18 protein-coding genes are annotated in these 23583 nt (G+C 62.5%); 9 read left to right on the top strand and 9 right to left on the bottom strand.

Going from position 1 to position 23583, the window contains the following annotated elements; genetic code table 11:
* The first annotated feature begins 37 nt into the window (after positions 1-37).
* A complete protein-coding gene (gene gabD, locus DIE08_RS28870; RefSeq protein ID WP_059449015.1) occupies positions 38-1507 on the top strand; it encodes an NADP-dependent succinate-semialdehyde dehydrogenase in 1470 nt (489 codons plus the stop codon).
* Positions 1508-1623: 116 nt separating this feature from the next.
* Here gabD and DIE08_RS28865 read toward each other — a convergent pair whose 3' ends face one another.
* Together DIE08_RS28865 and DIE08_RS28860 are read right to left on the bottom strand one after the other, a co-directional pair.
* A complete protein-coding gene (locus DIE08_RS28865; RefSeq protein WP_124624273.1) occupies positions 1624-3168 on the bottom strand; it encodes a PAS domain-containing methyl-accepting chemotaxis protein in 1545 nt (514 codons plus the stop codon).
* A 394-nt stretch (positions 3169-3562) separates the two neighbouring features.
* Positions 3563-5107: a PAS domain-containing methyl-accepting chemotaxis protein gene (locus DIE08_RS28860; protein ID WP_124904975.1), complete on the bottom strand. Its 1545-nt coding sequence runs from the start codon at positions 5105-5107 to the stop codon at positions 3563-3565.
* A gap of 536 nt (positions 5108-5643) precedes the next feature.
* Between DIE08_RS28860 and DIE08_RS28855 the strand changes: the two genes are divergently transcribed.
* On the top strand, positions 5644-6123 hold the full coding sequence (locus tag DIE08_RS28855) for a DUF523 domain-containing protein (protein WP_409360416.1): 480 nt from the start codon (positions 5644-5646) through the stop codon (positions 6121-6123).
* Positions 6124-6220: 97 nt separating this feature from the next.
* On the opposite strand, the gene pcaF is transcribed toward DIE08_RS28855, so the two are convergent.
* Entirely contained in the window at positions 6221-7423 is a 1203-nt protein-coding gene (gene pcaF / locus DIE08_RS28850; RefSeq protein WP_059599074.1) for a 3-oxoadipyl-CoA thiolase, read from the bottom strand.
* A gap of 227 nt (positions 7424-7650) precedes the next feature.
* On the opposite strand from pcaF, the gene DIE08_RS28845 reads away from it, so the two are divergent.
* On the top strand, positions 7651-8439 hold the full coding sequence (locus DIE08_RS28845; protein WP_059599073.1) for an IclR family transcriptional regulator: 789 nt from the start codon (positions 7651-7653) through the stop codon (positions 8437-8439).
* A gap of 91 nt (positions 8440-8530) precedes the next feature.
* Here the strand turns inward: DIE08_RS28845 and DIE08_RS28840 are convergent, their stop codons facing one another.
* Together DIE08_RS28840 and DIE08_RS28835 are read right to left on the bottom strand one after the other, a co-directional pair.
* Positions 8531-9862, bottom strand: coding sequence for an MFS transporter (locus DIE08_RS28840; protein ID WP_124904971.1), 1332 nt, complete (start codon positions 9860-9862; stop codon positions 8531-8533).
* 56 nt (positions 9863-9918) lie between these two features.
* A complete protein-coding gene (locus DIE08_RS28835; protein ID WP_124904969.1) occupies positions 9919-11109 on the bottom strand; it encodes a M20 aminoacylase family protein in 1191 nt (396 codons plus the stop codon).
* 200 nt (positions 11110-11309) lie between these two features.
* Here DIE08_RS28835 and DIE08_RS35790 point away from each other — a divergent pair, with 200 nt between their 5' ends.
* On the top strand, positions 11310-11831 hold the full coding sequence (locus tag DIE08_RS35790) for a hypothetical protein (protein WP_185633752.1): 522 nt from the start codon (positions 11310-11312) through the stop codon (positions 11829-11831).
* 463 nt (positions 11832-12294) lie between these two features.
* On the opposite strand, the gene DIE08_RS28825 is transcribed toward DIE08_RS35790, so the two are convergent.
* Positions 12295-13182, bottom strand: a complete 888-nt coding sequence (locus DIE08_RS28825; protein WP_012366930.1) for a LysR family transcriptional regulator — start codon at positions 13180-13182, stop codon at positions 12295-12297.
* Between the two features lie 143 nt (positions 13183-13325).
* Here DIE08_RS28825 and DIE08_RS28820 point away from each other — a divergent pair, with 143 nt between their 5' ends.
* Together DIE08_RS28820 and DIE08_RS28815 are read left to right on the top strand one after the other, a co-directional pair.
* Entirely contained in the window at positions 13326-14078 is a 753-nt protein-coding gene (locus DIE08_RS28820; protein ID WP_124904967.1) for an SDR family oxidoreductase, read from the top strand.
* Between the two features lie 160 nt (positions 14079-14238).
* The gene (locus tag DIE08_RS28815; RefSeq protein ID WP_124904965.1) at positions 14239-14919 is read left to right on the top strand and encodes a glutathione S-transferase family protein; all 681 of its coding nucleotides are present in this window, start codon (positions 14239-14241) and stop codon (positions 14917-14919) included.
* 308 nt (positions 14920-15227) lie between these two features.
* Here the strand turns inward: DIE08_RS28815 and DIE08_RS28810 are convergent, their stop codons facing one another.
* The gene (locus DIE08_RS28810) at positions 15228-15998 is read right to left on the bottom strand and encodes an SDR family NAD(P)-dependent oxidoreductase (protein WP_041490210.1); all 771 of its coding nucleotides are present in this window, start codon (positions 15996-15998) and stop codon (positions 15228-15230) included.
* Between the two features lie 215 nt (positions 15999-16213).
* Positions 16214-17164, bottom strand: coding sequence for a LysR substrate-binding domain-containing protein (locus DIE08_RS28805; protein ID WP_012366934.1), 951 nt, complete (start codon positions 17162-17164; stop codon positions 16214-16216).
* Positions 17165-17293: 129 nt separating this feature from the next.
* Here DIE08_RS28805 and DIE08_RS28800 point away from each other — a divergent pair, with 129 nt between their 5' ends.
* The 3 genes from DIE08_RS28800 to pyk all read left to right on the top strand — a co-directional run bounded on the left by DIE08_RS28800 (position 17294) and on the right by pyk (position 21722).
* Positions 17294-18571 carry a ribulose-bisphosphate carboxylase large subunit family protein gene (locus DIE08_RS28800; RefSeq protein ID WP_124904963.1) on the top strand — a complete coding sequence of 426 codons (1278 nt, stop codon included), beginning with the start codon at positions 17294-17296 and terminating at the stop codon, positions 18569-18571.
* Between the two features lie 5 nt (positions 18572-18576).
* Positions 18577-19986, top strand: a complete 1410-nt coding sequence (locus DIE08_RS28795; RefSeq protein ID WP_124904961.1) for a four-carbon acid sugar kinase family protein — start codon at positions 18577-18579, stop codon at positions 19984-19986.
* A 323-nt stretch (positions 19987-20309) separates the two neighbouring features.
* The gene (gene pyk, locus DIE08_RS28790) at positions 20310-21722 is read left to right on the top strand and encodes a pyruvate kinase (protein WP_124904959.1); all 1413 of its coding nucleotides are present in this window, start codon (positions 20310-20312) and stop codon (positions 21720-21722) included.
* Between the two features lie 920 nt (positions 21723-22642).
* On the opposite strand, the gene DIE08_RS28785 is transcribed toward pyk, so the two are convergent.
* Positions 22643-23506 (bottom strand): class I SAM-dependent methyltransferase, encoded by an 864-nt coding sequence (locus DIE08_RS28785; protein WP_124904957.1) that lies wholly within the window; start codon positions 23504-23506, stop codon positions 22643-22645.
* Positions 23507-23583 lie beyond the last annotated feature (77 nt).

The following is a 23583-nucleotide window of genomic DNA, read 5'->3' as shown; positions in this document are numbered from 1 at the left end:
CCGTCCTTATCCGTCCTTTTCAAAGCAGGCGAAGCATATGAGCACTGTTCAGGAAACCCTGGCACTGAAAGACCCGTCGCTGTTCCGTCAGCAGGCGTACGTCAACGGCGAATGGCAAGGCGCGGCGAACGGCGAGTCGTTCGAGGTCCGCAACCCGGCAACCGGCGGCCTGCTCGGCACCGTGCCGGCGATGGGCGCGGCCGAGACGCGCCACGCGATCGAAGCAGCGAACGCCGCATGGCCGGCATGGCGCAAGAAGACCGCGAAGGAACGCGCGGCGATCCTGCGCAAGTGGCACGACCTGATGATGGAAAACGCCGACGACCTCGCGCTGATCCTGACCACCGAGCAGGGCAAGTCGCTGGCCGAAGCGAAAGGCGAGATCGGCTACGCGGCATCGTTCCTCGAGTGGTTCGCGGAGGAAGGCAAGCGCGTGTACGGCGACACGATCCCGACGCCGGCGAGCGACAAGCGCATCGTCGTGACGAAGGAAGCAATCGGCGTGTGCGCGGCGATCACGCCGTGGAACTTCCCGGCGGCAATGATCACCCGCAAGGTCGGCCCGGCGCTCGCGGCAGGCTGCCCGATCGTCGTGAAGCCGGCGGAAGCCACGCCGTTCTCGGCGCTCGCGATGGCCGTGCTGGCCGAGCGCGCGGGCGTGCCGGCCGGCGTGTTCAGCGTCGTCACGGGCGACCCGAAGGCGATCGGCGGCGAACTGACGTCGAACCCGATCGTGCGCAAGCTGTCGTTTACCGGCTCGACGCCGGTCGGCCGCCTGCTGATGTCGCAATGCGCGGCGACGGTCAAGAAGGTGTCGCTGGAGCTCGGCGGCAACGCACCGTTCATCGTGTTCGACGATGCCGATCTCGACGCGGCCGTGCAGGGCGCGATCGCGTCGAAGTACCGCAACAGCGGCCAGACGTGCGTGTGCACGAACCGCTTCTACGTGCATGAAGCCGTGTACGACCAGTTCGCGCAGAAGCTCGCGGCGGCGGTCGGCCAGCTGAAGGTCGGTCGCGGCACGGAGCCGGGCGTCACGCAAGGCCCGCTGATCAACGAAGCGGCCGTGCTGAAGGTCGAGGCGCACATCGAGGACGCGCTCGCGAAGGGCGCGACCGTCGTGACGGGCGGCAAGCGCCACGCGCTCGGCCACGGCTTCTTCGAGCCGACCGTGCTGACGGGCGTCACGCCGGCGATGAAGGTCGCGAAGGAAGAGACGTTCGGGCCGCTCGCGCCGCTGTTCAAGTTCGGCAGCGACGACGAGGTGATCCGCCTCGCGAACGACACCGAGTTCGGTCTCGCCGCGTATTTCTACAGCCGCGACATCGGCCGCGTGTGGAAGGTCGCCGAGGCGCTCGAATACGGGATGGTCGGCGTCAACACGGGCCTGATCTCGAATGAAGTCGCGCCGTTCGGCGGCGTCAAGCAGTCCGGCCTCGGCCGCGAAGGCTCGCACTACGGCATCGACGATTACGTCGTGATCAAGTACCTCTGTCTCGCCGTCTGACGGTTCGGGGCCGGTCGCGTCCGTGACCGGCCCTGACCGCCCGGCCGGAGCCGGGCGGTCACGACGCGGGCCGGTGCCCCTCTCCGCCGCGCCCGCGTCACCTCCCTCCGCCGCCTTCAACGAAACACGTTCACCGCATCGACGAGTCGCGTCGCCTGCTGCTTCAGGCTTTCCGACGCCGCCGCGCTCTGCTCGACCAGCGCCGCGTTCTGCTGCGTGATGTTGTCCAGATGCACGACCGCCTGATCGACCTGCGCGACGCCCGTGCTCTGCTCGGCCGTCGACGAGCTGATCTCCGCGATCAGGTCCGACACACGCTTCACCTGCGTGACGATGTCCTCCATCGTCCTGCCCGCGCCGTCGACGATCCGGGCGCCCGACTCGACCCGCTCGACGCTCGCGCCGATCAGCGTCTTGATCTCCTTTGCCGCGTTCGCGCTGCGCTGCGCGAGCGCCCGCACCTCGCCGGCGACCACCGCGAAGCCTCGCCCCTGATCGCCCGCGCGCGCCGCCTCGACCGCCGCGTTCAGCGCGAGGATGTTGGTCTGGAACGCGATGCCGTCGATCACGCCGATGATGTCGGAAATCTTGCGTGAACTGGCCGTGATGTCGTTCATCGTCGTCACGACCTCGCTCACCGCCTGCCCACCTCGCTCGGCCGCCTCGCTCGCGGAAACCGACAACTGGTTGGCCTGCAGCGCCGTCTCCGCATTGCTCGACACCGTGGCCGTCATCTCGGCCATCGACGCGGCCGTCTGCTGCACGCTGGTCGACGCCTGCTCGGTGCGTGCGCTCAGGTCGTTGTTGCCCTGCGCGATCTCGTTGCTCGCGCGCTGCACGTTGTGCACCTGCTCGCTGACGTCGTCGACGAGCCAGCGGAACATCAGCCCGAGCTGATTGATCGTGCGCAGCGTCATGCCGATCTCGTCGACGCGGTTCATCGCCACGCCGGTACGGCTCTCGCCGGACGCGACGCGCAACGCCTGGTCGCGCAGTTGCATCAGTGGACGCGCGATCTGCGCATCGAGCCACAGGCCAGCGGCCACCGACACGCCGGCCGTCGCGGCGGCAAACGCCGCGAGCCCGCCGCCGGCCAGCCCGCATGCCCAGCCCGCGCCGACGACGGCCGGCGCCAGCACGCACAGCGTCGAATGCAGACGCGCGCGCACCGACATCGTCTGGAACAGCGACGCGACGCGCATCAAGCCGGTCCGGACGATCAGCCCCTTGTGGAACCGGCGATTGCCCGCCTTGCCTTCGCGGAACGCGCGATACAGCGCGTCGGCCGCGGCGATCTCGTCACGCGACGCCTTCGTGCGCACCGACATGTAGCCGGTCGGCTGCCCGTTGCGCATCACCGGCACCGTATTCGAACGGACCCAGTAGTGATCGCCGTTCTTGCGGCGATTCTTAACAAGCGCGGTCCACGGTTCGCCGTTCTTCAGCGTCGCCCACATGTCGGCGAACGCCTCCTTCGGCATATCCGGGTGCCGCACGACGTTGTGCGGCTGGCCTTCGATCTCCTCGGGGGAAAATCCGCTGACCTGGATGAACGCGGCATTCGCGTATTTGATGTAACTGTCCGCGTCGGTGGTCGACATCAGCGTCGCGTCATCGGGGAATTCGAATTCGCGTTGCGTGACAGGCTGGTTATTGCGCATGGTGTGGAGTTCCCGGTTGCGGATCTTGCGTCCGCTTGTGGATTGGATCGAAACCGTACGCATCGCGGTCGTCCCGCATGCGTTCGATCACACTCCTGCGCTTTCGGCAAATCTGACGAAAACATTATGCCGACCACGGGTAAATATGCATTAATTTCGCATCATCTTGATTCAGCCGAAAATTTTGTTTACAGGTGAATCAAAAAAACCGTCTTATCAAATACTTGGCCGCGAATTGCCTGATTAATGTAAACATATCCTCCGCCCGGATCAGCGAATAAATCCGGGCTCGAAGATGAGAATTCTTCTCGTTCTATATATTCGAATCGAATCGGAACGCCGGGATTTAACCAGCTCGCCGCGACGAAACGCGCAGGCGGCCGCCCCCCGCCGATTATCGAAACACGTTCACCGCATCGACGAGCCGCGTCGCCTGCTGCTTCAGGCTTTCCGACGCCGCCGCGCTCTGCTCGACCAGCGCCGCGTTCTGCTGCGTGATGTTGTCCAGATGCACGACCGCCTGGTCGACCTGCGCGACGCCCGTGCTCTGCTCGGCCGTCGACGAACTGATCTCCGCGATCAGGTCCGACACACGCTTCACCTGCGTGACGATGTCCTCCATCGTCCTGCCCGCATCGTCGACCCGCCGCGCGCCCGACTCGACCCGCTCGACGCTCGCGCCGATCAGCGTCTTGATCTCCTTTGCCGCGTTCGCGCTGCGCTGCGCGAGCGCCCGCACTTCGCCCGCGACCACCGCGAAGCCGCGCCCCTGTTCGCCCGCGCGCGCCGCCTCGACCGCCGCGTTCAGCGCGAGAATGTTGGTCTGGAACGCGATGCCGTCGATCACGCCGATGATGTCGGAAATCTTGCGCGAACTCGCCGTGATGTCGTGCATCGTCGTCACGACCTCGCTCACCGCCTGCCCGCCTCGCTCGGCCGCTTCGCTCGCGGACACGGCGAGCTGGTTCGCCTGCAGCGCGGTCTCGGCATTGCTGTCGACGGTGGCCGTCATCTCGGCCATCGACGCGGCGGTTTCCTGCACGCTCGACGCCGCCTGCTCGGTACGCGCGCTCAGGTCGTTGTTGCCCTGCGCGATCTCGTTGCTCGCGCGCTGCACGTTGTGCACCTGCTCGCTGACGTCGTCGACGAGCCAGCGGAACATCAGCCCGAGCTGGTTGATCGTGCGCAGCGTCATGCCGATCTCGTCGACGCGGTTCATCCGCACGCCGCGGCGGCTTTCGCCGGTCGCGACGTTCAGCGCCTGGTCGTGCAGCCGTTTCAGCGGACGCACGATCTGCGCATCGAGCCACAGGCCAGCGGCCACCGACACGCCGGCCGTCGCGGCGGCAAACGCCGCGAGCTCGCCGCCGGCCAACCCGCATGCCCAGCCCGCGCCGACGACGGCCGACGCCAGCACGCACAGCGTCGAATGCACGCGTGCGCGCACCGACATCGTCTGCGGCAGCGACAGGATCCGCATCAACCCGGTCCGGACGATCAGCCCCCTGTGGAACCGGCGATTGCCCGCCTTGCCTTCGCGAAACGCGCGATACAACGCGTCGGCCGCGGCGATCTCGTCGCGCGGCGCCTTGGTGCGCACCGACAGGTAGCCGCGCGGCACGCCGTCGCGCATCACCGGCACCGCGTTCGCGCGCACCCAGTAGTGGTCGCCGTTCCTGCGGCGGTTCTTCACGAGCGCGGTCCACGGTTCGCCGTTTTTCAGCGTCGCCCACATGTCGGCGAATGCCTCCTTCGGCATATCCGGGTGCCGCACGACGTTGTGCGGCTGACCGACGAGTTCGTCGTTCGAGAAGCCGCTCACGTATTCGAACGTCGTGTTCGCGTAGGTGATGATGCTGTCGGCATCAGTGGTCGACATCAGCGTGACGTCATCGGGAAATTCGAATTCTTGTTGGGTAACAGGTTGGTTGTTGCGCATGCAAGGCTCCGAAAGGCGGATCCGTCTGCGGGATCCGCGCGGCGCGAAAATCACGCTCAGTAGCCGAAAAACGGTTTATCGCTTTACGACGGTCTCGTCCTTACTGTCGGCAACCACCGGAAAATCCTTAGTCCGAACGCGGATGAAATATCGGATTCCGTCATCGACATGATTTCGATCAAGTATTCCAGCGATAATCGCGTCCAGCGCTTCGCGGATACAGCCCGATGCTTGGTGGGATTACGTCACGCGACGCATCGGTTCAGACAACCATTGCACACAGCGAAACGATTCGGCCTGATCGGCTCCATTCAACCGGCATATGAATTCGAAGCAATAATCCGGCGATCAATGGAATCGGTCGTGTCGGAATGCGGTGGCGGACATGCCGCTCGGCGCGAGATCATCCGTCATCCGTACGCGCGCGAACGCAACCCGTGCGTAGAATTTCCGCTCGCTCACCACCACCGCCCGCTCGGAGAACGACATTGCAGAACGCGTCGCCGCCACTCGCCTCGCCGAAGATCCTCGTCAGCATGTGCGTGCTCGGTCACCCCGTCCGTTACAACGGCTCGGCGAAGACCGCCGCGCACGAAACGCTCGCACGATGGCAGCGCGAAGGGCGCCTGGTGCCCGTGTGTCCGGAACTGGCAGGGGGATTGAGCGTGCCGCGTCCGCCCGCCGAAATCGCAGACGGGGAATCAGGGCAACGCGTTCTGTCGGGTGCCGCACGCATCGTCGACGTGCACGGCACCGACGTGACGGCGCCGTTCGTCGACGGCGCGCGCACCGCGCTCGCGCTGGCACGCGCGCACGACTGCCGCTACGCGATCCTGGCGGACGGAAGTCCGTCGTGCGGAAGCAGTTTCATTTACGACGGGAGTTTTGCGGGCCGGCGGCATGCCGGCGCCGGTGTGACGGCGGCGCTGCTGCGCGAGCATGGCATCGAGGTGTTCGCGGACACCGAGATCGACGCGCTCGTCGCACGCCTCGCGCAACGATCGCAAGCTGAATGACGATGTGGCCGGCACGATGATCGCGTGCCAGCCACATCGTTTGGAGAGGAAACCCGGTCAAGCGGCGTGAACCTCGCCGCGTGACCGGGTGACGCGATCAGACGCGCTCGATCGCGATCGCGATGCCCTGGCCGACGCCGATGCACATCGTGCACAGCGCGAAGCGGCCGTTGGTGCGATGCAGCTGATACATCGCGGTCGTCACGAGGCGCGCGCCCGAGGCGCCGAGCGGATGGCCGAGCGCGATCGCGCCGCCGTTCGGGTTCACGCGAGGATCGTCGTCGGCGACGCCCAGCATGCGCAGCACCGCGAGGCCCTGCGACGCGAACGCTTCGTTCAGCTCGATCACGTCGAACTGGTCGATCGTCATCCCGAGCCGTGCGAGCAGCTTCTGCGTGGCCGGCGCGGGGCCGATACCCATCACGCGCGGCGCGACGCCGGCCGTCGCGATGCCGAGCACGCGTGCGCGCGGCGTCAGGCCGAAGCGCTTCGCAGTGGCTTCGTTCGCGAGCAGCAGCGCGGCGGCGCCGTCGTTGACACCCGACGCGTTGCCGGCCGTCACCGAGCCGTCCGGACGCACGACGCCCTTCAGCTTCGCGAGCGTTTCGAGCGACGTTTCGCGCGGATGCTCGTCACGCGAAAAAACGACCGGATCGCCCTTCTTCTGCGGAATCGTCACCGGGACGATTTCCTCGGCGAGCGTGCCGTCCTGCTGCGCTCGCGCGGCCTTCTGCTGGCTGCGCAGCGCGAACAGGTCCTGGTCGGCACGGCTGATGTTGTAATCGACCGCGACGTTCTCGGCCGTCTCCGGCATCGAATCGACGCCATGCAGTTGTTTCATCAGCGGATTGACGAAGCGCCAGCCGATCGTCGTGTCGTAGATGTCGGCCTGACGCGCAAATGCGCTGGCAGCCTTGCCCATCACGAACGGCGCGCGCGTCATGCTTTCGACGCCGCCGGCCACCATCAGCGCGGCTTCGCCCGATTTGATCGCACGCGCGGCCACACCGACCGCGTCCATCCCGGAACCGCACAGGCGGTTGATCGTCGAACCCGGCACGCCCTCCGGCAGACCCGCGAGCAGCGCGGACATGCGCGCGACGTTGCGGTTGTCCTCGCCGGCCTGGTTCGCGCAGCCGTAGATTACGTCGTCGATCGCCGTCCAGTCGACGTCGCGGTTACGCTCGACGAGTGCCTTGAGCGGCACCGCGCCGAGGTCGTCGGCGCGCACGCCGGACAACGCGCCGCCGTAACGGCCGATCGGGGTACGAATCGCATCACACAGAAAAGCTTCGGTCATCAGTGTCTCCGGTCTCATGCAAGGCTGGGAAGTGAATGAAACGCGCCCCTTGCATTGCCCGCCGGGATGCGCTTAAATGTTCTATATACGAACATAAGATCGTGTATCGAACGTTCAGAGCATCATAGGGAGTGCGGGGACGACCTGTCAAGCGCCCGGTCCGCAGTGCGGTTGGCGTGTCAGGCCCCATGCGCTATCTTCTCGGCTGCACGACAATCCGACCGTTCATGACAACCGAAGACATCCAGACGAAACCGGGCGACTCCTATGTGCAGTCGTTCGCGCGCGGCCTCGCGGTGATCCGCGCATTCGACGCCCAGCGCCCGGAGCAGACGCTCACCGAGGTCGCCTCGGCCACCGGGCTCACGCGCGCCGGCGCGCGCCGGATCCTGCTGACGCTGCAGACGCTCGGCTATGTCGAGGCCGACGGCCGGCTGTTCCGGCTCACGCCGAAGATCCTCGAACTCGGCTTCGCGTATCTCACGTCGATGCCGTTCTGGAATCTCGCCGATCCGGTCATGGAGCAGCTGTCCGCGCAGATCCACGAAAGCTGCTCGGCCGCCGTGCTCGACCGCACCGAGATCGTCTACGTGCTGCGCGTGCCGACCCGCAAGATCATGACGATCAACCTGTCGATTGGCAGCCGCCTGCCCGCATACTGCACGTCGATGGGCCGTGTGCTGCTGTCCGCGCTCGACGACGCGGCGCTCGACGAAACGCTCGCGCAGAGCGGCATCCGCGCGCACACGCCGCGCACGATCACCGACATCGGCGAGCTGAAGGCGACGATCGCACAGGTGCGCCAACAAGGCTGGGCCGTGGTCGACCAGGAACTCGAAGTGGGCTTGATGTCGATCTCGGCGCCGATCCGCAACCGGCGCGGGCAGGTGATCGCCGCGATGAACATCAGCGGCAACGCGCAGCGGCACACCGCGAAGCAGATGGTGAAGGAGTTTCTCGGGCCGCTGCAGCAGGCCGCGCAGACGGTGTCGGAGCTGGTGGCACGGCGCGGATGAGCGAAGGGGCGCGCGTCGTACCTGAGGGTGGTGCGCGGGCGGTAAGCGCGTATCGCCGCTTGTCGCCCGTCGTGCTGCGCCATGCTGTGCGTCAGTCCATCGAATCCCGCGCCGTCTCGCGCAGCATCGCGACCGCGATCAGCGACAGCACCACGCATGCGGCCACGTAGCCGGCCGGCGCGAGCTTGCTGCCCGTCGTCTTCACGAGCCAGGTCGCGATCAGCTGCGCGGTGCCGCCGAAGATCGTCACCGCGAGCGCATACGCGATCGAGATGCCCGTCGCGCGCACGTGGCGCGGCAGCGATTCGCACATCAGCGCCATTTCGGATGCCGAACCGAGCGAATAGAACAGCAGCATCAGCGCGGTCAGCGGCAGGATCACCGGCAGCGTCGGATGATGGTTCATCAGCCAGAACGCCGGGAACAGCAGCAGGACCAGCACGCCGCGTCCGACGAAGATCGGCAGGCGCCGGCTGCCGAGGCGGTCCGACAGCCAGCCGAACAGCGGACACGTCACCAGCATCACGCAACCCGACGCCACGCCGACGAACATCGACAGCTTCATCGGCAGCCCGAGCGTATGGATCGCATAGGTCGGCATGTAGAACGTCAGGATGTAGGTCGACACCGTGCCGCCCATTACCGTCAGCATCAGCAGCAGCACCGTGCGCGTGTGCTGCGAGAACAGCTCGCGCAGCACACCGCGTTCGATCCCGTGATGGCTGTCGCCGGGCGCATCGTCCGCGAGCCGGCGGCGCAGATACATGCCGACCGGCGCGATCAGCACGCCCACGAGGAACGGCAGGCGCCAGCCCCAGCCCTCGAGCGCGTCCTTCGTCAGCGTGTTCGACAGCAGCGCCGCGAAGCCCGACCCCATCAGCGCCGCGCCGCCCTGCGTCGCCAGCTGCCAGCTCGCGCGGAACGCGCGGTGCGACGTGCCGCCCTGCTCGATCAGCGTGGACGTCGCCGCGCCGAACTCGCCGCCCTGCGAGAAGCCCTGCATCAGCCGCGCGCAGACGACCAGCAGCGGCGCGGCCACGCCGACCTGCGCGTAGGTCGGCGCGATCGCGATCAGGCCGGTGCCGAGCGCCATCAGCATGATCGTCAGGTTCAGCGCGGCCTTGCGGCCCTTGCGGTCCGCGTAGACGCCGAGCACGACGCTGCCGAGCGGCCGCGTGAAGAAGCCGGCGGCGAACGTCGCGACCGACAGCAGCAGCGACGTGGTCGGATCGCTCGACGGGAAGAACAGCGTGCCGATCAGCACCGCGAAAAAGCCGTACACGGTGAAATCGAAGAACTCCAGCCAGTTGCCGATCACGGCCGCCGCGATCGCGCCGCGCTTCGTGACGGCCGGTGCGCCGCGCGCATCGGTTTCGGCAGCCCCCGTTGACGCGGGGTGCAGCGCGAGATGGTCTTTCTGCATCGTTCGTTTCTCCTCTCAATGCGGCCGGAAGCGCCGGCCGCGCGCCGCCGCCGGGGTTACTGCCCGAGGTATCGCTCGACCAGACGCGTCCAGAACGCCGCGCCGATCGGCAGGTTGCGATCGTTGAAGTCGTACTTCGGGTTGTGCACCATGCAGCCGTCCTCGCCTTCGCCGTTGCCGAGCCGCACGAACGAGCCCGGCCGCTGCTGCAGCATGAACGCGAAATCCTCGCTGCCCATCAGCAGGTCGGCCTGCTCGATCACGTGCGCGTCGCCGACCAGCTCGCGCGCGACCTGCGCAGCGAAATCCGTTTCGGCATCCGTATTGACGACGACCGGATAGCCCTCGATGTACTCGACGTGCGCGGTCGCACCGTAACTCGCGGCCTGCGACTCGGCGAGCTCGACGATGCGGCGCTTGAGCAGCGCGCGCACGTCGGGGCTGAACGACCGCACGCTGAGTTCGAGGCGCGCGCCGTTCGGGATCACGTTGTTCGCGGTGCCCGCGTGCATCGAGCCGACCGTGACGACCGCCGGCTGCGACGGGTCGACGTTGCGCGCGACGATCGTCTGCAGCGCCATCACGATGCTCGCCGCGACGACCACCGGGTCGACCGTCAGGTGCGGCCGCGCCGCGTGGCCGCCGACGCCCTCGATCGAGATGATCGCCTTGTCGCCGGCCGACATGAACGGGCCGCGCCGCGTGAGGAACACGCCGGGCGCCGCGCCCGGATGGTTGTGCATGCCGAACACCGCATCGCACGGAAAGCGCTCGAACAGGCCGTCGTCGATCATCTTTTTCGCGCCGCTGTCGACGCCGTGCTCCTCCGCCGGCTGGAAATACAGGTGCACGGTGCCGGAGAAGTTGCGCGTCTTCGCGAGGTGTTGCGCGGCGCCGAGCAGCATCGTCGTGTGGCCGTCGTGGCCGCATGCGTGCATCTTGCCGTGCGTGCCGCTCGCGTACGGCAGGCCGGTCGCCTCCAGGATCGGCAGCGCGTCCATGTCCGCACGGATGCCGATGCTGCGCGTGCCGCCGCCGACGCGCAGCGTGCCGACCACCCCCGTCTTGCCGACCCCGCGCGTCACTTGCCAGCCCCATTGCTCGAGCTTGTCCGCGACGAGCGCGGCCGTCTCGTGCTCCTCGTACGCGAGCTCCGGATGATGGTGAATGTGATGGCGAATCTCGCGCAGCCCGCCGGCGGCGGGCATCAGATCCTCGATTTCGGTGAATCGGACGTCGGTGGTCATCAAGCGGCTCCTGCTGATCGTCAGCGTGTCAGCCGCACGCGAACGGTTGCGTGCGGGAAAGCGAGCCACTATAGCGAGCCGATATCGGTTCAATAAGATGCGGAATTTTTCACCGCGATAAGATTTATTAATCAGGGTTAATACGGGGGGCGGAGGCCAGATGTAGCCTTCGATTAGATGCGGATACGACTTTCGATTAGATGTGGATAGCTGCCAGAGAACTCCGAAACACCGCATACCACGAAGCGGGCCACAAGTTGCTCTACGAGCGCTTCGGCGGCGCTGGCGACGCAGTCGTGTGGAAAAACGAGAGTGGCAATTCCGAAGAGTGCGCGTGGCTCGGCCAGTTCCGTCCTCGCACCTGCCCCGAGGAGAGGCACAAGGTGGCGTTGAAACATGGGTTTGCAGTTCCCGAGCTACCTGCGAACTGGAAAATGCTCGTCGGCATGTCTGGCCTGTTGGTCGAAGAAATCCCGAGCGGTGAGACGGAGGATACCGGCGCTATGGCGGATTCCCTGTTCCTCAAAATTTCCTGTGGAGAAGCATCGGCCTCCGATCTCGCGCTCAAGGGCGTCACGGACATCGAGCGCTGCGGACTGAGCTATGACGTGGTCGACGAAGTCGTGCGGATGCTGCGCGAGGGATGGTCCGTCGTGCAGGAAGAAGCCGAGTATCTGATAGCGTCCGCCGCAGCTGATCCTGCTTGCTGCAGAATGGTATGAGAGATTACCCGTCTGCGGCATGTGATGCGGCGATTTTTCCGGCAGGCTGCTGATGTGATCGGAGCCGACCATCCCGTGTCGTCGGGCCAACGGTGTGATTTTCGACCCGCCCCGAACACGAAGTGTCTGACAACCCCTTTTCTGCTGACCGTCTGGATGAACGGGTTACCAGTAATATTCGCCGTCGTCACGTTGACCTTCGATCCATGTGTCGCCGAGGTCGAGCTCGTAGTATGAATAGGCTGATTCGCCTCGCTTGCCGGCGACTTCGAGAGTAGTTTGCCCCGATACGGTACACACTGATCAGGTTTCTGGAATTCCGAGCGAAAGCCACGCTTCCATCGACTGTCGGCATAACGAAGCTGCCTTCATCTATCCCGGAATCCACGACCGCCATATGCTGGACGCAGCTTCGCGGGCTTCGGTTTTGCTGGATGCTCCCAGATTGGCCGCAATCAATCCCCTAAGGCTTCGGAAATGCGATTTTGTTGAAAGCCGAAATCCTTGAAAATACGTCGGAAATGAATTCAATAAACACTATGGCCCGTGTTGGAAGCAACCTGTTTGCAACATAGACAATCTGAACAGGGACGGCCGGAGCAAAGTGCCCGGTCAGAATTAACTGCAAACGACCGCTTTTTAACCCTTCCTCGAACAGCCATTCCGGCCCATGCCCGACCCCTAACCCAGCTGTGACCGCTGCTCGAACGGCCTCGGGTGAGTTGACCCGCAATCTCCCAGAGACCGGAATATCGGCGTCACGAAAGCGCCATGTCGCACCGGACGACAGCAAAGTGTAGACCACGCAATCATGTTCGCGCAGGTCATCAGGTGTGTCCGGAACTCCGCGTTTCGCCAGATAGTCCTTGCTGGCCACGGCCACACGCTCGTACATTCCTATGCGCCTGGCGCGTAGCGCACTGTCCTCCAGATGTCCAATGCGAATCGCGAGCTCGACTCCCTCGTCTACAAGGTTCACGTAGCGATCGCTGATCTGAAGATCCAGCGTCAATCTGGGATACCGCTCCAGAAAGACCGGGACCTGAGGCAACACATATGCATGCGCTAACGCCGTGGGACAGGCCACGCGCAAGAGTCCCGATGGATCGACACTGTTCCTGAAAGACGATTCAGATTCGTCCACCGCGTCAAGAATCCGGCGGATATCTGCATAGTAGCGTTCACCCTCGGGCGTCAGGGCAAGCTTTCGTGTGGATCGGTGCAGCAGCCGCGTTTGGAGATGGTCCTCCAGCGCGGCTACATAGCGGCTGACGTTGGGTTGGCCCAATCCCAAATCTCGCCCTGCAGCAGAAAAACTCCCCGTCTCGACGGCCCGTGCGAAGCACGTCATCAAGAGAAATCGGTCCACGCGGCCCCCAATTCATGCAACGGAAGCATGAAATATATTCAAAGCAGACATCTTATCGCCACATCGGCATAGGTGCACATTTCTCCCTGTCGACCACGGTTGGTTGTCACTTACAGGAGAAGTCAATGTCGCGCTTGCAAGGTAAACGCACCCTTATCACCGGCGGCACCAGCGGCATCGGTCTGGAAACCGCGAAGCAGTTTTTGGCCGAGGGCGCCCGCGTCGTCGTCACGGGAGTCAATCCCGATTCGATCGCCAAGGCGCAAGCCGAACTTGGACCCGAGGTTCCGGTTCTACGGGCCGACTCGGCCAGCGTCGCTGCCCAAAAGGAACTGGCACAAGCCGTCAAGGACCACTATGGCCAACTAGACGTTGCCTTTCTCAATGCTGGTGTATCCGTCTGGTTGCCGATCGAGGAATGGACGGAAGAGATGTTCGATCGCTCGTTCGATGTCAATGTCAAGGGACCGTACTTCTTGCTCCAGGCGTTGCTGCCGGTATTCGCTCGCCCGGCGTCGGTCGTGCTCAACACGTCCGTCAGTGCGCATGTTGGCGCAGAGCGCTCCTCCGTTTATGCGGCCACCAAGGCTGCGGTGCTGAATATGTCGAAGACGCTTTCGGCGGAACTGCTTGGACGCGGCGTCCGCGTCAATGCGGTCAGCCCCGGCCCGGTCGACACGCCGCTGTACGACAAGCTCGGCATCCCCGACGCCTACCGCGAACAAGTCAACAGGGATATTGCCGCCACCATCCCACTCGGCCGCTTCGGTACTCCGGAGGAGGTGGCCAAAGCCGTGCTGTACCTGGCCTCCGACGAGTCCCGTTGGACGGTCGGATCGGAAATCGTCGTGGATGGGGGCCGCATGCTCAACCGCTGATCGAGCAACGCCGAAGCCGGGGAATGCGTCTTCTGTTCGCGCACGAGTGGCAGGTGCTGCGCTCGGCATCACGCTTTCCCCTCCCGCGAAGCAAAGAGAGCAGAAACACGGAAAACATCCTGGTGCACTGCCCGCTGCATACAGACCATTCGAGCCTTACATGACAATGCCCTCGCTTACTCTGATCAGTCACCCTCTGTGCCCGTTCGTCCAGCGGGCCGCCATCGTTTTGCTTGAAAAGCAAGTTGCGTTCGAGCGTATCAACGTGGATCTCAACGCCAAGCCGGCTTGGTTTTTGGCACTGTCACCGACTGCCAAGGTCCCTTTGCTCCAAATCCAGCAGCCCGACGGCGAAGAAGATATCTTGTGTGAAAGTATGGCGATTTGCGAATATCTGGACGAAACGCAACCCGGCCCACATCTCTACCCGGCCAATCCATTGGCACGCGCCAAGCATCGAGCCTGGATCGAATTTGGCTCAGCGACCCTGGGCGAGGCGTGGGGGTACTTGAACGCCAAGGACCATGCCAGCGCCGAAGTAAAAGCCACGTCGTTCAAAGAACGGCTGGTCCAACTCGAAAACGTCCCAGGCCTCGGTCCGTACTTCGACGGTGAGACCTTTGGCATGGTAGACGCGGTCTTTGCCCCCATCTTTCGCTACTTCGACACCTTAGAGATAGATGGTGTCGCGTCAATTTTCGCGGACGTTCCCAACATCAACGCCTGGCGTAGAAATCTCCGAGGAAGAGCTAGTGTGATCGGCGCCGTTTCTGTAGATTATCAGGCCCTTTTTCTAGCGCACTTGCGACGGCAAAAGGCCGTGCTGGCCGAGAAAATGTAGGACGCGTCCTCATCGCCTCACGTGCTCTATTGGAACGCGCTCCTCCGTTACAAATCCATCCCGAGACCTTATAGCCGCAGCCGGAAGCTAACAAAGGTTCTTCTCGGGAACCACGGCTAAAAGATGCCACCGCCTCGCGTGCTCGGAAAGACGATTGTCGAATGATCGTCATCGAGCATTCGTTCGGTGGGCAAATTATTCACAGAGCCTTGATATCGGAGACGGCTGAAGGTGATTGGCGAGCGACAACCACGTCACAACCAGCAGATTGTTCCGACGCGCTTCGAGCCAGCGTCGTCATGTCCCGTTCAAACCGCACCCGCTCCCCACGCAAGGAATCCGCCGTCCACCGGAAGCACAATTCCGTTCGTATACCCCGCCTCCTCCGACGCCAGATAGCACACCGCCGCAGCGATTTCCGACGTCGTGCCGTAGCGCTTCATAGGAATCGCATTTGAATATTCGGCGCGGAACTCTTCACTATGCAGCGCCTTGGTCATCGGCGTATCGACTGGGCCTGGCGCGATTGCGTTAGCTGTAATGCCGTAATCGCAGAGCTCCACTGCCATCTGGCGGGTTAAAGCAATAACGGCCCCTTTCGAGGTGCCGTATGCCGTGCGGCCTTTACCGACCGCTCGCATGCCTGCCACCGAGGCGATATTGATTATGCGGCCCCAGCGATTCTTTACCATCAGACGTGCGGCGTGCTGGGAGCACAAGAACGCCCCCGTTACATTGACCTGCATCGTTTTAAGAAACGTGTCCAGTGGGTAGTCGATGAACGGCACCAGCTTCGCAATACCGGCGCCGTTGACCAACACGTCGCAACGCCCATGTCTTTTGTCAAGTTCACCAAACGCAGCGGCAATCGACTCTGAATTTGAAACGTCCATCTCAATGGCCGACACTGACAGGCCCGCGCGCTGAAATCTCGACGCCGCCTCTTCAGCCGCGCTCTTATTGATATCGGCAAGAACAACGTGATAGCCACGTTTCGCGAGCTGTTCCGCCGAATCGGCCCCGATGCCCATCGCGCCACCTGTAACCACTGCAACGCGGCTCGCGTCGCTTTGCTTCATCTGCTCCACGCTGTCTCCTTTAGCGTAAGACCGCTGCAGGCTTCGATTCCGATGCCTGGAAGCGGATCGAATGATGGCGCTACGCGCCATCTCATGAGCAGATTATTGAAGCCGCAGCGGGCTAGGTCAAAGGATAATAAAGCAGCAGGCAGTGAGAAAAAGTCACAGCCAGGATGCAGAGATTTCGTCTGCAAGAAAGCACGCCGCAGCTGGCTTCATGTCTCCATCTCACGCAACTCGTTCCTCAGCCATTCAACTAGGGCGACTGTCTTCGGCTGATTTTCGGCATGAGGAGCAACCCAGAGCACAAGGTGCACCGGTCCCGGGACGAAACCGAACGGCGCGACAAGACCAGCTGAGTCCAGTTCGTCTCGGACGAGCATTCTCGGCACTGCCGCAACCCCCAACCCGCACTTGGCGGCCTGAATCTGAAGATAGAAATGATCAAACGATTCAGCTATATCGGGCGGAGGCTCGAGTACGGTCGAGGTCGCTTTGTACCAGTCGGCCCACGCGGACGGTCGTGTATTGGTTGCCAAAAGCCGCGCGCGCGCCAGGTCGCCCGGTTTTTCGATCCGGTTCGTGCGCATGTATTCCGGGGAGCAAACCGCGCCGATCCATTCCTCAATCAACGGAACAGGGGTTACGCCTTTGGGTACAGGGATGGAGGACAGCCGTATCGCTACCGTTATCTTGTCCCGCGTGAAGTCGATTTCACCATGACCGGTGTTGAAACTCAGGTCAAGCGACGGGATCGCATTCTTCAGCTTTGAGAGGCGTGGCAGCAACCAGTACATCATGATCGAAGCCGAGCACGAGAGCGTCAACGGACCCGGCTTCAACTGATCGACGGTCTTTTGGATGAGGTTGAACGCTACGCTCAGGCCTTCCGCCATCTGGGCACCTTCGGGCGTCGGCTCCGTCGAGTGTGCATTGCGTGACAGCAGCAGGACACCCAGTTGGTCTTCAAGTGCGCGTATGTGTCTGCTCACCGCGCCGTGAGTCACGTTGAGTTCTTCAGCGGCAGCACCGAAACTTCGCAGGCGCGCCGTGGCTTCAAAAGCTCGCAGCGCATTCAATGAAAGACGAGGCACCTGGACTCCTGTTGGGCCCGAAGCCCACTGCTTGCGGAAGCTGCCTATTGTGAGTTTTTCGCTCAGGGTCAAGAAATCATATCGTTTGATGTCGCGAGACGTCAAATCTATATTCTGCTCATCCCCCGGCTAAAGCGCACGCGGCCACGCAGGCCTCATGTGCCCGGTTTCAGCTCGAATACCTAGTACGAAGAGACAAACATGGTCGAAATCCCCCATCGAAGAGCCGAATTCACTGCGCGCTATTTCGTCGAGAGTTCAGTACCGATTGCAAAAGCCGCAGAGGTAATCGCAGGCGAACAGTCCAGCGGGACGTTTCTTGCGCTGCCCGGGGAGACTGATGCGCTGAAGAACCGTGCCAGGGCCCGCGTAGTGAAGGTGGATTCGCACTCTCCTGTTCTGGAGCCCTCCCTGTACAGTGCTCATGTCGAACGCAAGGGATCCCCGAGTGTCTATTTCCGGGGTGAGATCGAGATCGCGTTTCCGGTCGACAACATTGGTCCTAACTTGCCGACCCTCCTGTCAACGGTCGCGGGTAATCTGTTTGAGTTGGGAGAAGTGACAGGGCTACGCTTGCTCGATATCGATCTGCCAGTAACCTACGCCGCCCAGTTCCCCGGCCCTCAATTCGGCATTAGCGGAACCCGCGACTTCGCTAAGGTCTACGACAGACCAATGATCGGCACCATCATTAAGCCGAGCATTGGCTTGCTTCCTGCACAGACGGCGGAGATCGTCGACAGTCTCTGTGCCGCAGACATCGATTTCATCAAGGACGACGAGCTTCTCGCTGATCCCACATACGCGAGCTTCGACGAGCGTCTCGCAGCCGTCATGCCCGTCCTGCATCGGCACGCCGACCGCATGGGACGTATGCCCATGTACGCAATCAACATCTCGGGCACAATCGACGAGATGCTCCAGCGACACGATGCGGTGGTACGGGCGGGCGGTACATGCGTGATGGTTTGCATTAATTGGGTCGGCTTTGCTGGCGTCGAGCACCTTCGCAAGCATGCCCAGCTGCCCATCCACGGTCACCGCAATGGTTGGGGCGCACTCACCCGCTATCCGCAACTCGGGTTCTCCTTTAAGGCGTATCAGAAGCTGTGGCGACTTGCTGGGGTGGATCAACTGCACGTCAACGGCATTCGCAGCAAGTTCTGGGAACCAGACGCGTCCGTCATCGAATCGGCCCGTGCCTGCCTGACACCATTCGCGGGCGTGCAGCCGTTGATGCCCGTTTTTTCATCTGGCCAGTGGGCGTCGCAAGCCCCTGATCTTTATGCTCAGTTGGGTTCCGTAGACCTTATGCATTTGGCGGGCGGCGGAATCATCGGACATCCGCATGGAATTGCCGCGGGCGTTGCAAGTATGCGGGAAGGGTGGGAAGCAGCTGTCGAAGGGATCGACCTGAACACCTTCGCGGAGTCCCGACCTGCGCTGCGTGCTGCGCTGTCTCACTTTCAATCGGCGTGACCCGGATGAGCGCAAAATCCGAACAATCAGCTGCGGCACTGAGGCTGGCTTTCTACGGCGACGACTTTACCGGATCGACGGACGCTCTCGAGGTCCTGGCCTTCGCGGGGCTTAGGTGCGCGCTTTTTTTGAAAGCGCCTTCGTCCGAAAAACTATCGCAACTCGGCGGATTCGACGCCATCGGTGTCGCAGGCGACAGCCGAGGCATGAGTCCGTCCGAAATGGACCGGTCTCTTCCACCGCTTTTCGAAGCTCTGCACGCCCTCGATGCTCCGATCCTTCACTACAAAGTCTGTTCGACTTTCGATAGCGGCCCGACGATAGGAAGCATCGGAAGAGTCTTGGAGATAGCCCGGGCGGGCATCACTCGGAATCCAGTTCCGATTGTTGCCGGTACGCCGGCATTGAAGCGCTACTGCGCATTTGGCAACTTGTTCGCTCGGTCCGGTACCGACAACAAGACTTATCGAATCGATCGCCATCCAATTATGAGCGCCCACCCGGTCACACCGATGGCCGAGGGAGATCTTCTGCGTCATCTGGCCCTGCAGACCGCTTTGCCTCTCTCCGGCTTCCAGCTGCCGAATCTGGAAGGTACTCGCGAAGAAGTCGACCTGGCATGGTCGAAAGCAATTTCAACGGGCGACTCGGGAATCTTGCTCGATTCAGTGACTCCACGTCATCTAACCGAAGTCGGCCGGCTCCTCGACAACTACGCTACGGCGGTCGGCTCCGTATTTACAATCGGCTCGTCTGGTGTCGAATATGCGCTGACTCAATGGTGGCGGGAACTCGGTAGCCTTCCCGAAACGCAGCGGTGTTATGACCGTATTGCGCCGACGAATCAGATCCTTGCCATTTCCGGGAGCGCCTCACCGCTGTCGTCCGCACAGATCGACGCGGCGATCACTGCAGGCTTCGCCGAAATCGCCATCGACGCAAAAGCGCTCGTTCGAGAAGATTCTTGGCAACGGACAGCTCAAGATATCGCCGTCCGCGCGATTGCGCTGCTCAGTGAAGGGCGCAGCGTCATTTTGCATACCGCCCGTGGCCCGAGCGATGCACGCATCGTCGAAATGCTCGAGTACTTTACCGCTCGCGGACTGACCCAGGACGACGCTCGGCATCAAGGTGGTCGATTGCTTGGGCAACGGCTTGGCGCAATTGCGAATGATGTCCTCGAAGCCACTCACCTGCAACGACTGGTTCTCTCAGGCGGAGATACGTCCAGCCAGGTCACACAAGTCCTTGGCCCTGACGCGCTTGAGATTGCCGGTCGCCTGGCCGTGGGCGCACCGCTGTGCCGTGTAATTTCCGAAAAGCCTCATTTGCGAAACCTTCAGCTTGCTCTGAAAGGTGGGCAAATGGGCGACCAAAACTTTTTTGTCATCGCACGCGATGGCATCACGAGATGACTCCGGCGCGATGCTGCAACATTGCTTGCTCCGTAAAGTGGAGCCTCACATCGGGAACCGCCACGGAAAGCATGCCCCCACTGCATCACCCAGAAATGTGGGAAGACGGTCGACCTTACGGTGATTGAAAGCAGCAGGACCTAGGCGCTGCACCACGTCGGTCGGCCCTCTTACCGTACGGATATGGACCAGTTGCAATATCGCGTCGCATCTCGAAGTTAGAAGGCTGCTCGCAATGCCGAGTAGCCTCATCTCTGCTTGCGCGAACATCTCGTCTCGCCTCTCCCGCAGAAAGTCTCACCTCAACGTAAAGATTTTCATCGATGAATAGAAACCGCTCCACGAAAATCGTGGCGACGCTCGGACCGTCTAGCTCGTCCGAAAGCTTGATTGAGAGCCTCTATATCTCCGGCGCCGATGTCTTCCGGTTGAACATGAGTCACGGCAGCCACGCGGAGCAGGCTCAACGACTGCTTGCAATTCGACGCATCGAGGCCCGACATGGGCGGCCGGTCGGCGTACTGCTCGATCTGCAAGGACCAAAGCTACGTGTGGCGCGATTCAAAGATGGGAAAGTCGAGCTGCGGCCAGGACAGACTTTCAGCTTCGACCTTGATAGCGCCTCAGGCGACGCGTCGCGGGTCTGCCTGCCGCACCCGGAAATCTTCGCAGTCGCCGCGAATGGCGATACTCTACTCGCCAACGACGGCCTGCTGACGTTCAGGATTGTCGACACGTCGCTCACCCGCATTACGACCGAAGTCGTTGTCGGTGGAGTCCTCTCGGACCGAAAAGGAGTCAATGTTCCGAGCGTCGTCCTCCCCATTCCGGCACTGACCGATAAGGACAGGCAAGATCTGCAATTTGGCCTTGAGCAAGGCGTAGAGTGGATCGCACTGTCATTTGTACAGCGGCCGGACGATGTGCGCGATGCGCGTAATCTGATTAGAGGCCGGGCGAAGATCATGGCGAAAATCGAGAAGCCATCCGCTGTCGATTCGATCGAAGAGATTATCGAGGCCTCCGACGGAATCATGATCGCGCGTGGCGATATGGGTGTTGAGTTGCCACCGGAGGAAGTCCCTGTCATCCAGAAGCGAATCGTGAGTCTATGTCGGGAGGCAGGAAAACCAGTCGTTGTGGCGACGCAAATGCTGGAGTCGATGGTTAGTTCTGCCATGCCCACCCGAGCAGAGACGTCCGATGTCGCGACCGCCGTTTTTGACGGTGCCGATGCCGTCATGCTGTCCGCGGAATCCGCGTCCGGTGCCTTTCCCCTCGAAGCGGTTTCGATGATGAATAGAATCATCGAGCACACGGAGAATGCACCGACATATCGTCAATTGCTGAAAGCGGTGGCACCGCCTGCCACCGCCGACACACCAGAAGCGATCAGTGCAGCGATTTTTACCATTACCTCGATGTTGTCGGTTTCAGCGATCGTTGCCTATACCACTTCCGGCGCAACCGCAGCGAGAATTGCTCGCGAGCGTCCCGGCTCTCGCATTCTGTCACTCACGCCTGATGAGGTCGTTGCGCGTCAACTTGCGTTGACGTGGGGCGTCTGTCCTCTGCGTGTCGACGGCGCGGACAACATCGAAGATATGGTCACGAAAGCTATAGCTGCGGCGCATCGGATCGGTGTCGCCCGCCACAAACCGCTATTGATCGCCGCAGGGGTCCCGTTTGGCACGCCCGGCGTCAGCAATCTTCTCAGAATTGTCTACCCCTCCTGACAGTCATGGACTCACAGCATATGTCTCAATGAAATTCGACGGGCGTTGGTATTCGCGATGGTAACGACAAAACGGAATCTCAAAAAAACACGGCACGGGCCAACGCAGTCGCGACAGATGCTTCTCCCGCTTCCGTTATCGTTCGTCAAAGAGTGGTCACCGGTTTCGCACCTCGCCCTCGCTTCGTTTCAATCCGGTCATGGTAGCCAGCATCTGGTATATCAACTGATCCGAACGACGTATCTCTCATATTTGATGTGGAACGAAGGATTGGGCGGCGGCAACTATCAGCTTTACTGTGACGCTGAGCGCGAGATAGAGGCTATCGCGGCTGGTCACGCAAGTGGCGGGCCGTGGACGCTCAGTGAGAAAGCCAGGTGCATTCTCGAGAAAATCGTTTGTATCTACAACAGCCAGCTTGGCGGTATATCGTCGGGGCTCTTCGCACGATGCCACACAAAGCTGGAGCACCTCCTCAGCGAGTTGGTCGTCCGATCCGGGGACACTTTAGTACAGCGCGATGACGCCATCCGAGCGGTTTGAACCGATGGGGATTGAGGTCCATCCAGCATGCCGTACTCGTCCGGCGAACGTGCCGCATGATGCAAATTTTCTTCGCACTTGTATCACATGTGGCGTTGCCACCGGCCATCCGAGATCCATCGCACTGACGATACGAGAATTGCGACTCGAGCGGCGACGTCAGCCATTCGGAACAGTCGTAGACCTCAAAAAAGAGGTTCATCGCGGAATTCCGGGGAACGCCGGGGAGGAACGTCGGCGTTCGGCCATCAAGAGCCACTGCTCTTTTCGCCCTCAATGGCCAATCAGCGCCGCGTTCCGGCCGTTCGGCGCTCAAGGTAGACCCTCCCCGAGACACGAGGAGTTGCCGGTTCTGACACATTGGTCGACGTAACCTGTCAGCTTGCCGGATTGCGTGCCATGACGATCCACGCCGCGCCTTTGATCATCACCGACCGGTCGCCGGGGAGGCCCGCGAAGGCGGCACGAACCGCGGCCGAGGCGCGGGCGCGGATGTCGTCGGGCTGCTCAGCGAGCGCACGCGAGAGCGGGCCGACCTCAAGCGTCATCTTCACTGCGTCGTCGATCGCAGCGTCCCGCGTTTCGCCCTCGCCGAATGGGACGACCGCGTCGAAGGGCGAGATAGCGATATCGGTAAAGCCGGCCGTCGTCAGGATGCGTGCCACGCGCTCCCGGTCGCCGAACGAAAACGGGCCGGGCGCTTCGGGATCGGGCAGCGCACTCGGCGGGAGGATGCCCTCGAGCGCGCCCACCGGCAGGCGCATCCAATCGTTCTCAGCCGCACCGCGCCAGCAGACGAAGGCGACCCGGCCGCCCGGCCGGAGTGCGCGTCGCATATGGGTGAACGCCGCTGTCGGATCGTCGAAGAACATCACGCCGAAACGCGAGAACAGGATATCGAACGCGCCCTCGGGCAGCTCTGCGCTGCTGGCGTCGGCCACCTGAAACAGGGCCGGCGTATCGTGTCGCGCAAGCGCGCGCGCTCGGTCGATCAGGGGTTCGGATATGTCCACGCCCAGCACTTGGCCCCCCGCGCCGACACGGGCGGCCAAAGCCAGACTCGACGCGCCTGCGCCGCAGCCGATGTCCAGCACGCGCTCACCCGTCGCGGGCGCGGCGACTTCTATCGCGGCCTGGCCGAACACCGCCACCAGCGCGTCGAGCCGGGCCTGGTTGGCGACCCAGCGCTCCCCGCTTTGACCATTCCAGTCACCCACCTGATCAGCACTTTGCTTTGCCACGTCATCTCCTTGACTCGACGATCCACCCTTCACCGCGTCGATCTACGCCAACCTTTTCGAAGGCGGCGACGCAACAA

This window comes from Burkholderia sp. Bp9004 (assembly GCF_003858025.1).
Lineage (GTDB): Bacteria > Pseudomonadota > Gammaproteobacteria > Burkholderiales > Burkholderiaceae > Burkholderia > Burkholderia diffusa.
Note: the sequence above shows the minus strand (reverse complement) of the source record. Positions and strands in the feature narration are given on the sequence as shown.

Bases quoted from the DNA above. Each gene is read 5' to 3' on its own strand.
- DIE08_RS28795 (WP_124904961.1), top strand. From the start codon at position 18,577: ATGAGCGCAAAATCCGAACAATCAGCTGCGGCACTGAGGCTGGCTTTC.
- DIE08_RS28835 (WP_124904969.1), bottom strand. From the start codon at position 11,109: ATGACCACCGACGTCCGATTCACCGAAATCGAGGATCTGATGCCCGCC.
- DIE08_RS28845 (WP_059599073.1), top strand. From the start codon at position 7,651: ATGACAACCGAAGACATCCAGACGAAACCGGGCGACTCCTATGTGCAG.
- DIE08_RS28855 (WP_409360416.1), top strand. From the start codon at position 5,644: ATGTGCGTGCTCGGTCACCCCGTCCGTTACAACGGCTCGGCGAAGACC.
- pyk (WP_124904959.1), top strand. From the start codon at position 20,310: ATGAATAGAAACCGCTCCACGAAAATCGTGGCGACGCTCGGACCGTCT.
- gabD (WP_059449015.1), top strand. From the start codon at position 38: ATGAGCACTGTTCAGGAAACCCTGGCACTGAAAGACCCGTCGCTGTTC.
- DIE08_RS28825 (WP_012366930.1), bottom strand. From the start codon at position 13,182: ATGACGTGCTTCGCACGGGCCGTCGAGACGGGGAGTTTTTCTGCTGCA.
- DIE08_RS28815 (WP_124904965.1), top strand. From the start codon at position 14,239: ATGACAATGCCCTCGCTTACTCTGATCAGTCACCCTCTGTGCCCGTTC.
- DIE08_RS28800 (WP_124904963.1), top strand. From the start codon at position 17,294: ATGGTCGAAATCCCCCATCGAAGAGCCGAATTCACTGCGCGCTATTTC.
- DIE08_RS28820 (WP_124904967.1), top strand. From the start codon at position 13,326: ATGTCGCGCTTGCAAGGTAAACGCACCCTTATCACCGGCGGCACCAGC.
- DIE08_RS28860 (WP_124904975.1), bottom strand. From the start codon at position 5,107: ATGCGCAACAACCAACCTGTTACCCAACAAGAATTCGAATTTCCCGAT.
- DIE08_RS35790 (WP_185633752.1), top strand. From the start codon at position 11,310: ATGTGGATAGCTGCCAGAGAACTCCGAAACACCGCATACCACGAAGCG.
- DIE08_RS28840 (WP_124904971.1), bottom strand. From the start codon at position 9,862: ATGCAGAAAGACCATCTCGCGCTGCACCCCGCGTCAACGGGGGCTGCC.
- pcaF (WP_059599074.1), bottom strand. From the start codon at position 7,423: ATGACCGAAGCTTTTCTGTGTGATGCGATTCGTACCCCGATCGGCCGT.
- DIE08_RS28865 (WP_124624273.1), bottom strand. From the start codon at position 3,168: ATGCGCAATAACCAGCCTGTCACGCAACGCGAATTCGAATTCCCCGAT.
- DIE08_RS28810 (WP_041490210.1), bottom strand. From the start codon at position 15,998: ATGAAGCAAAGCGACGCGAGCCGCGTTGCAGTGGTTACAGGTGGCGCG.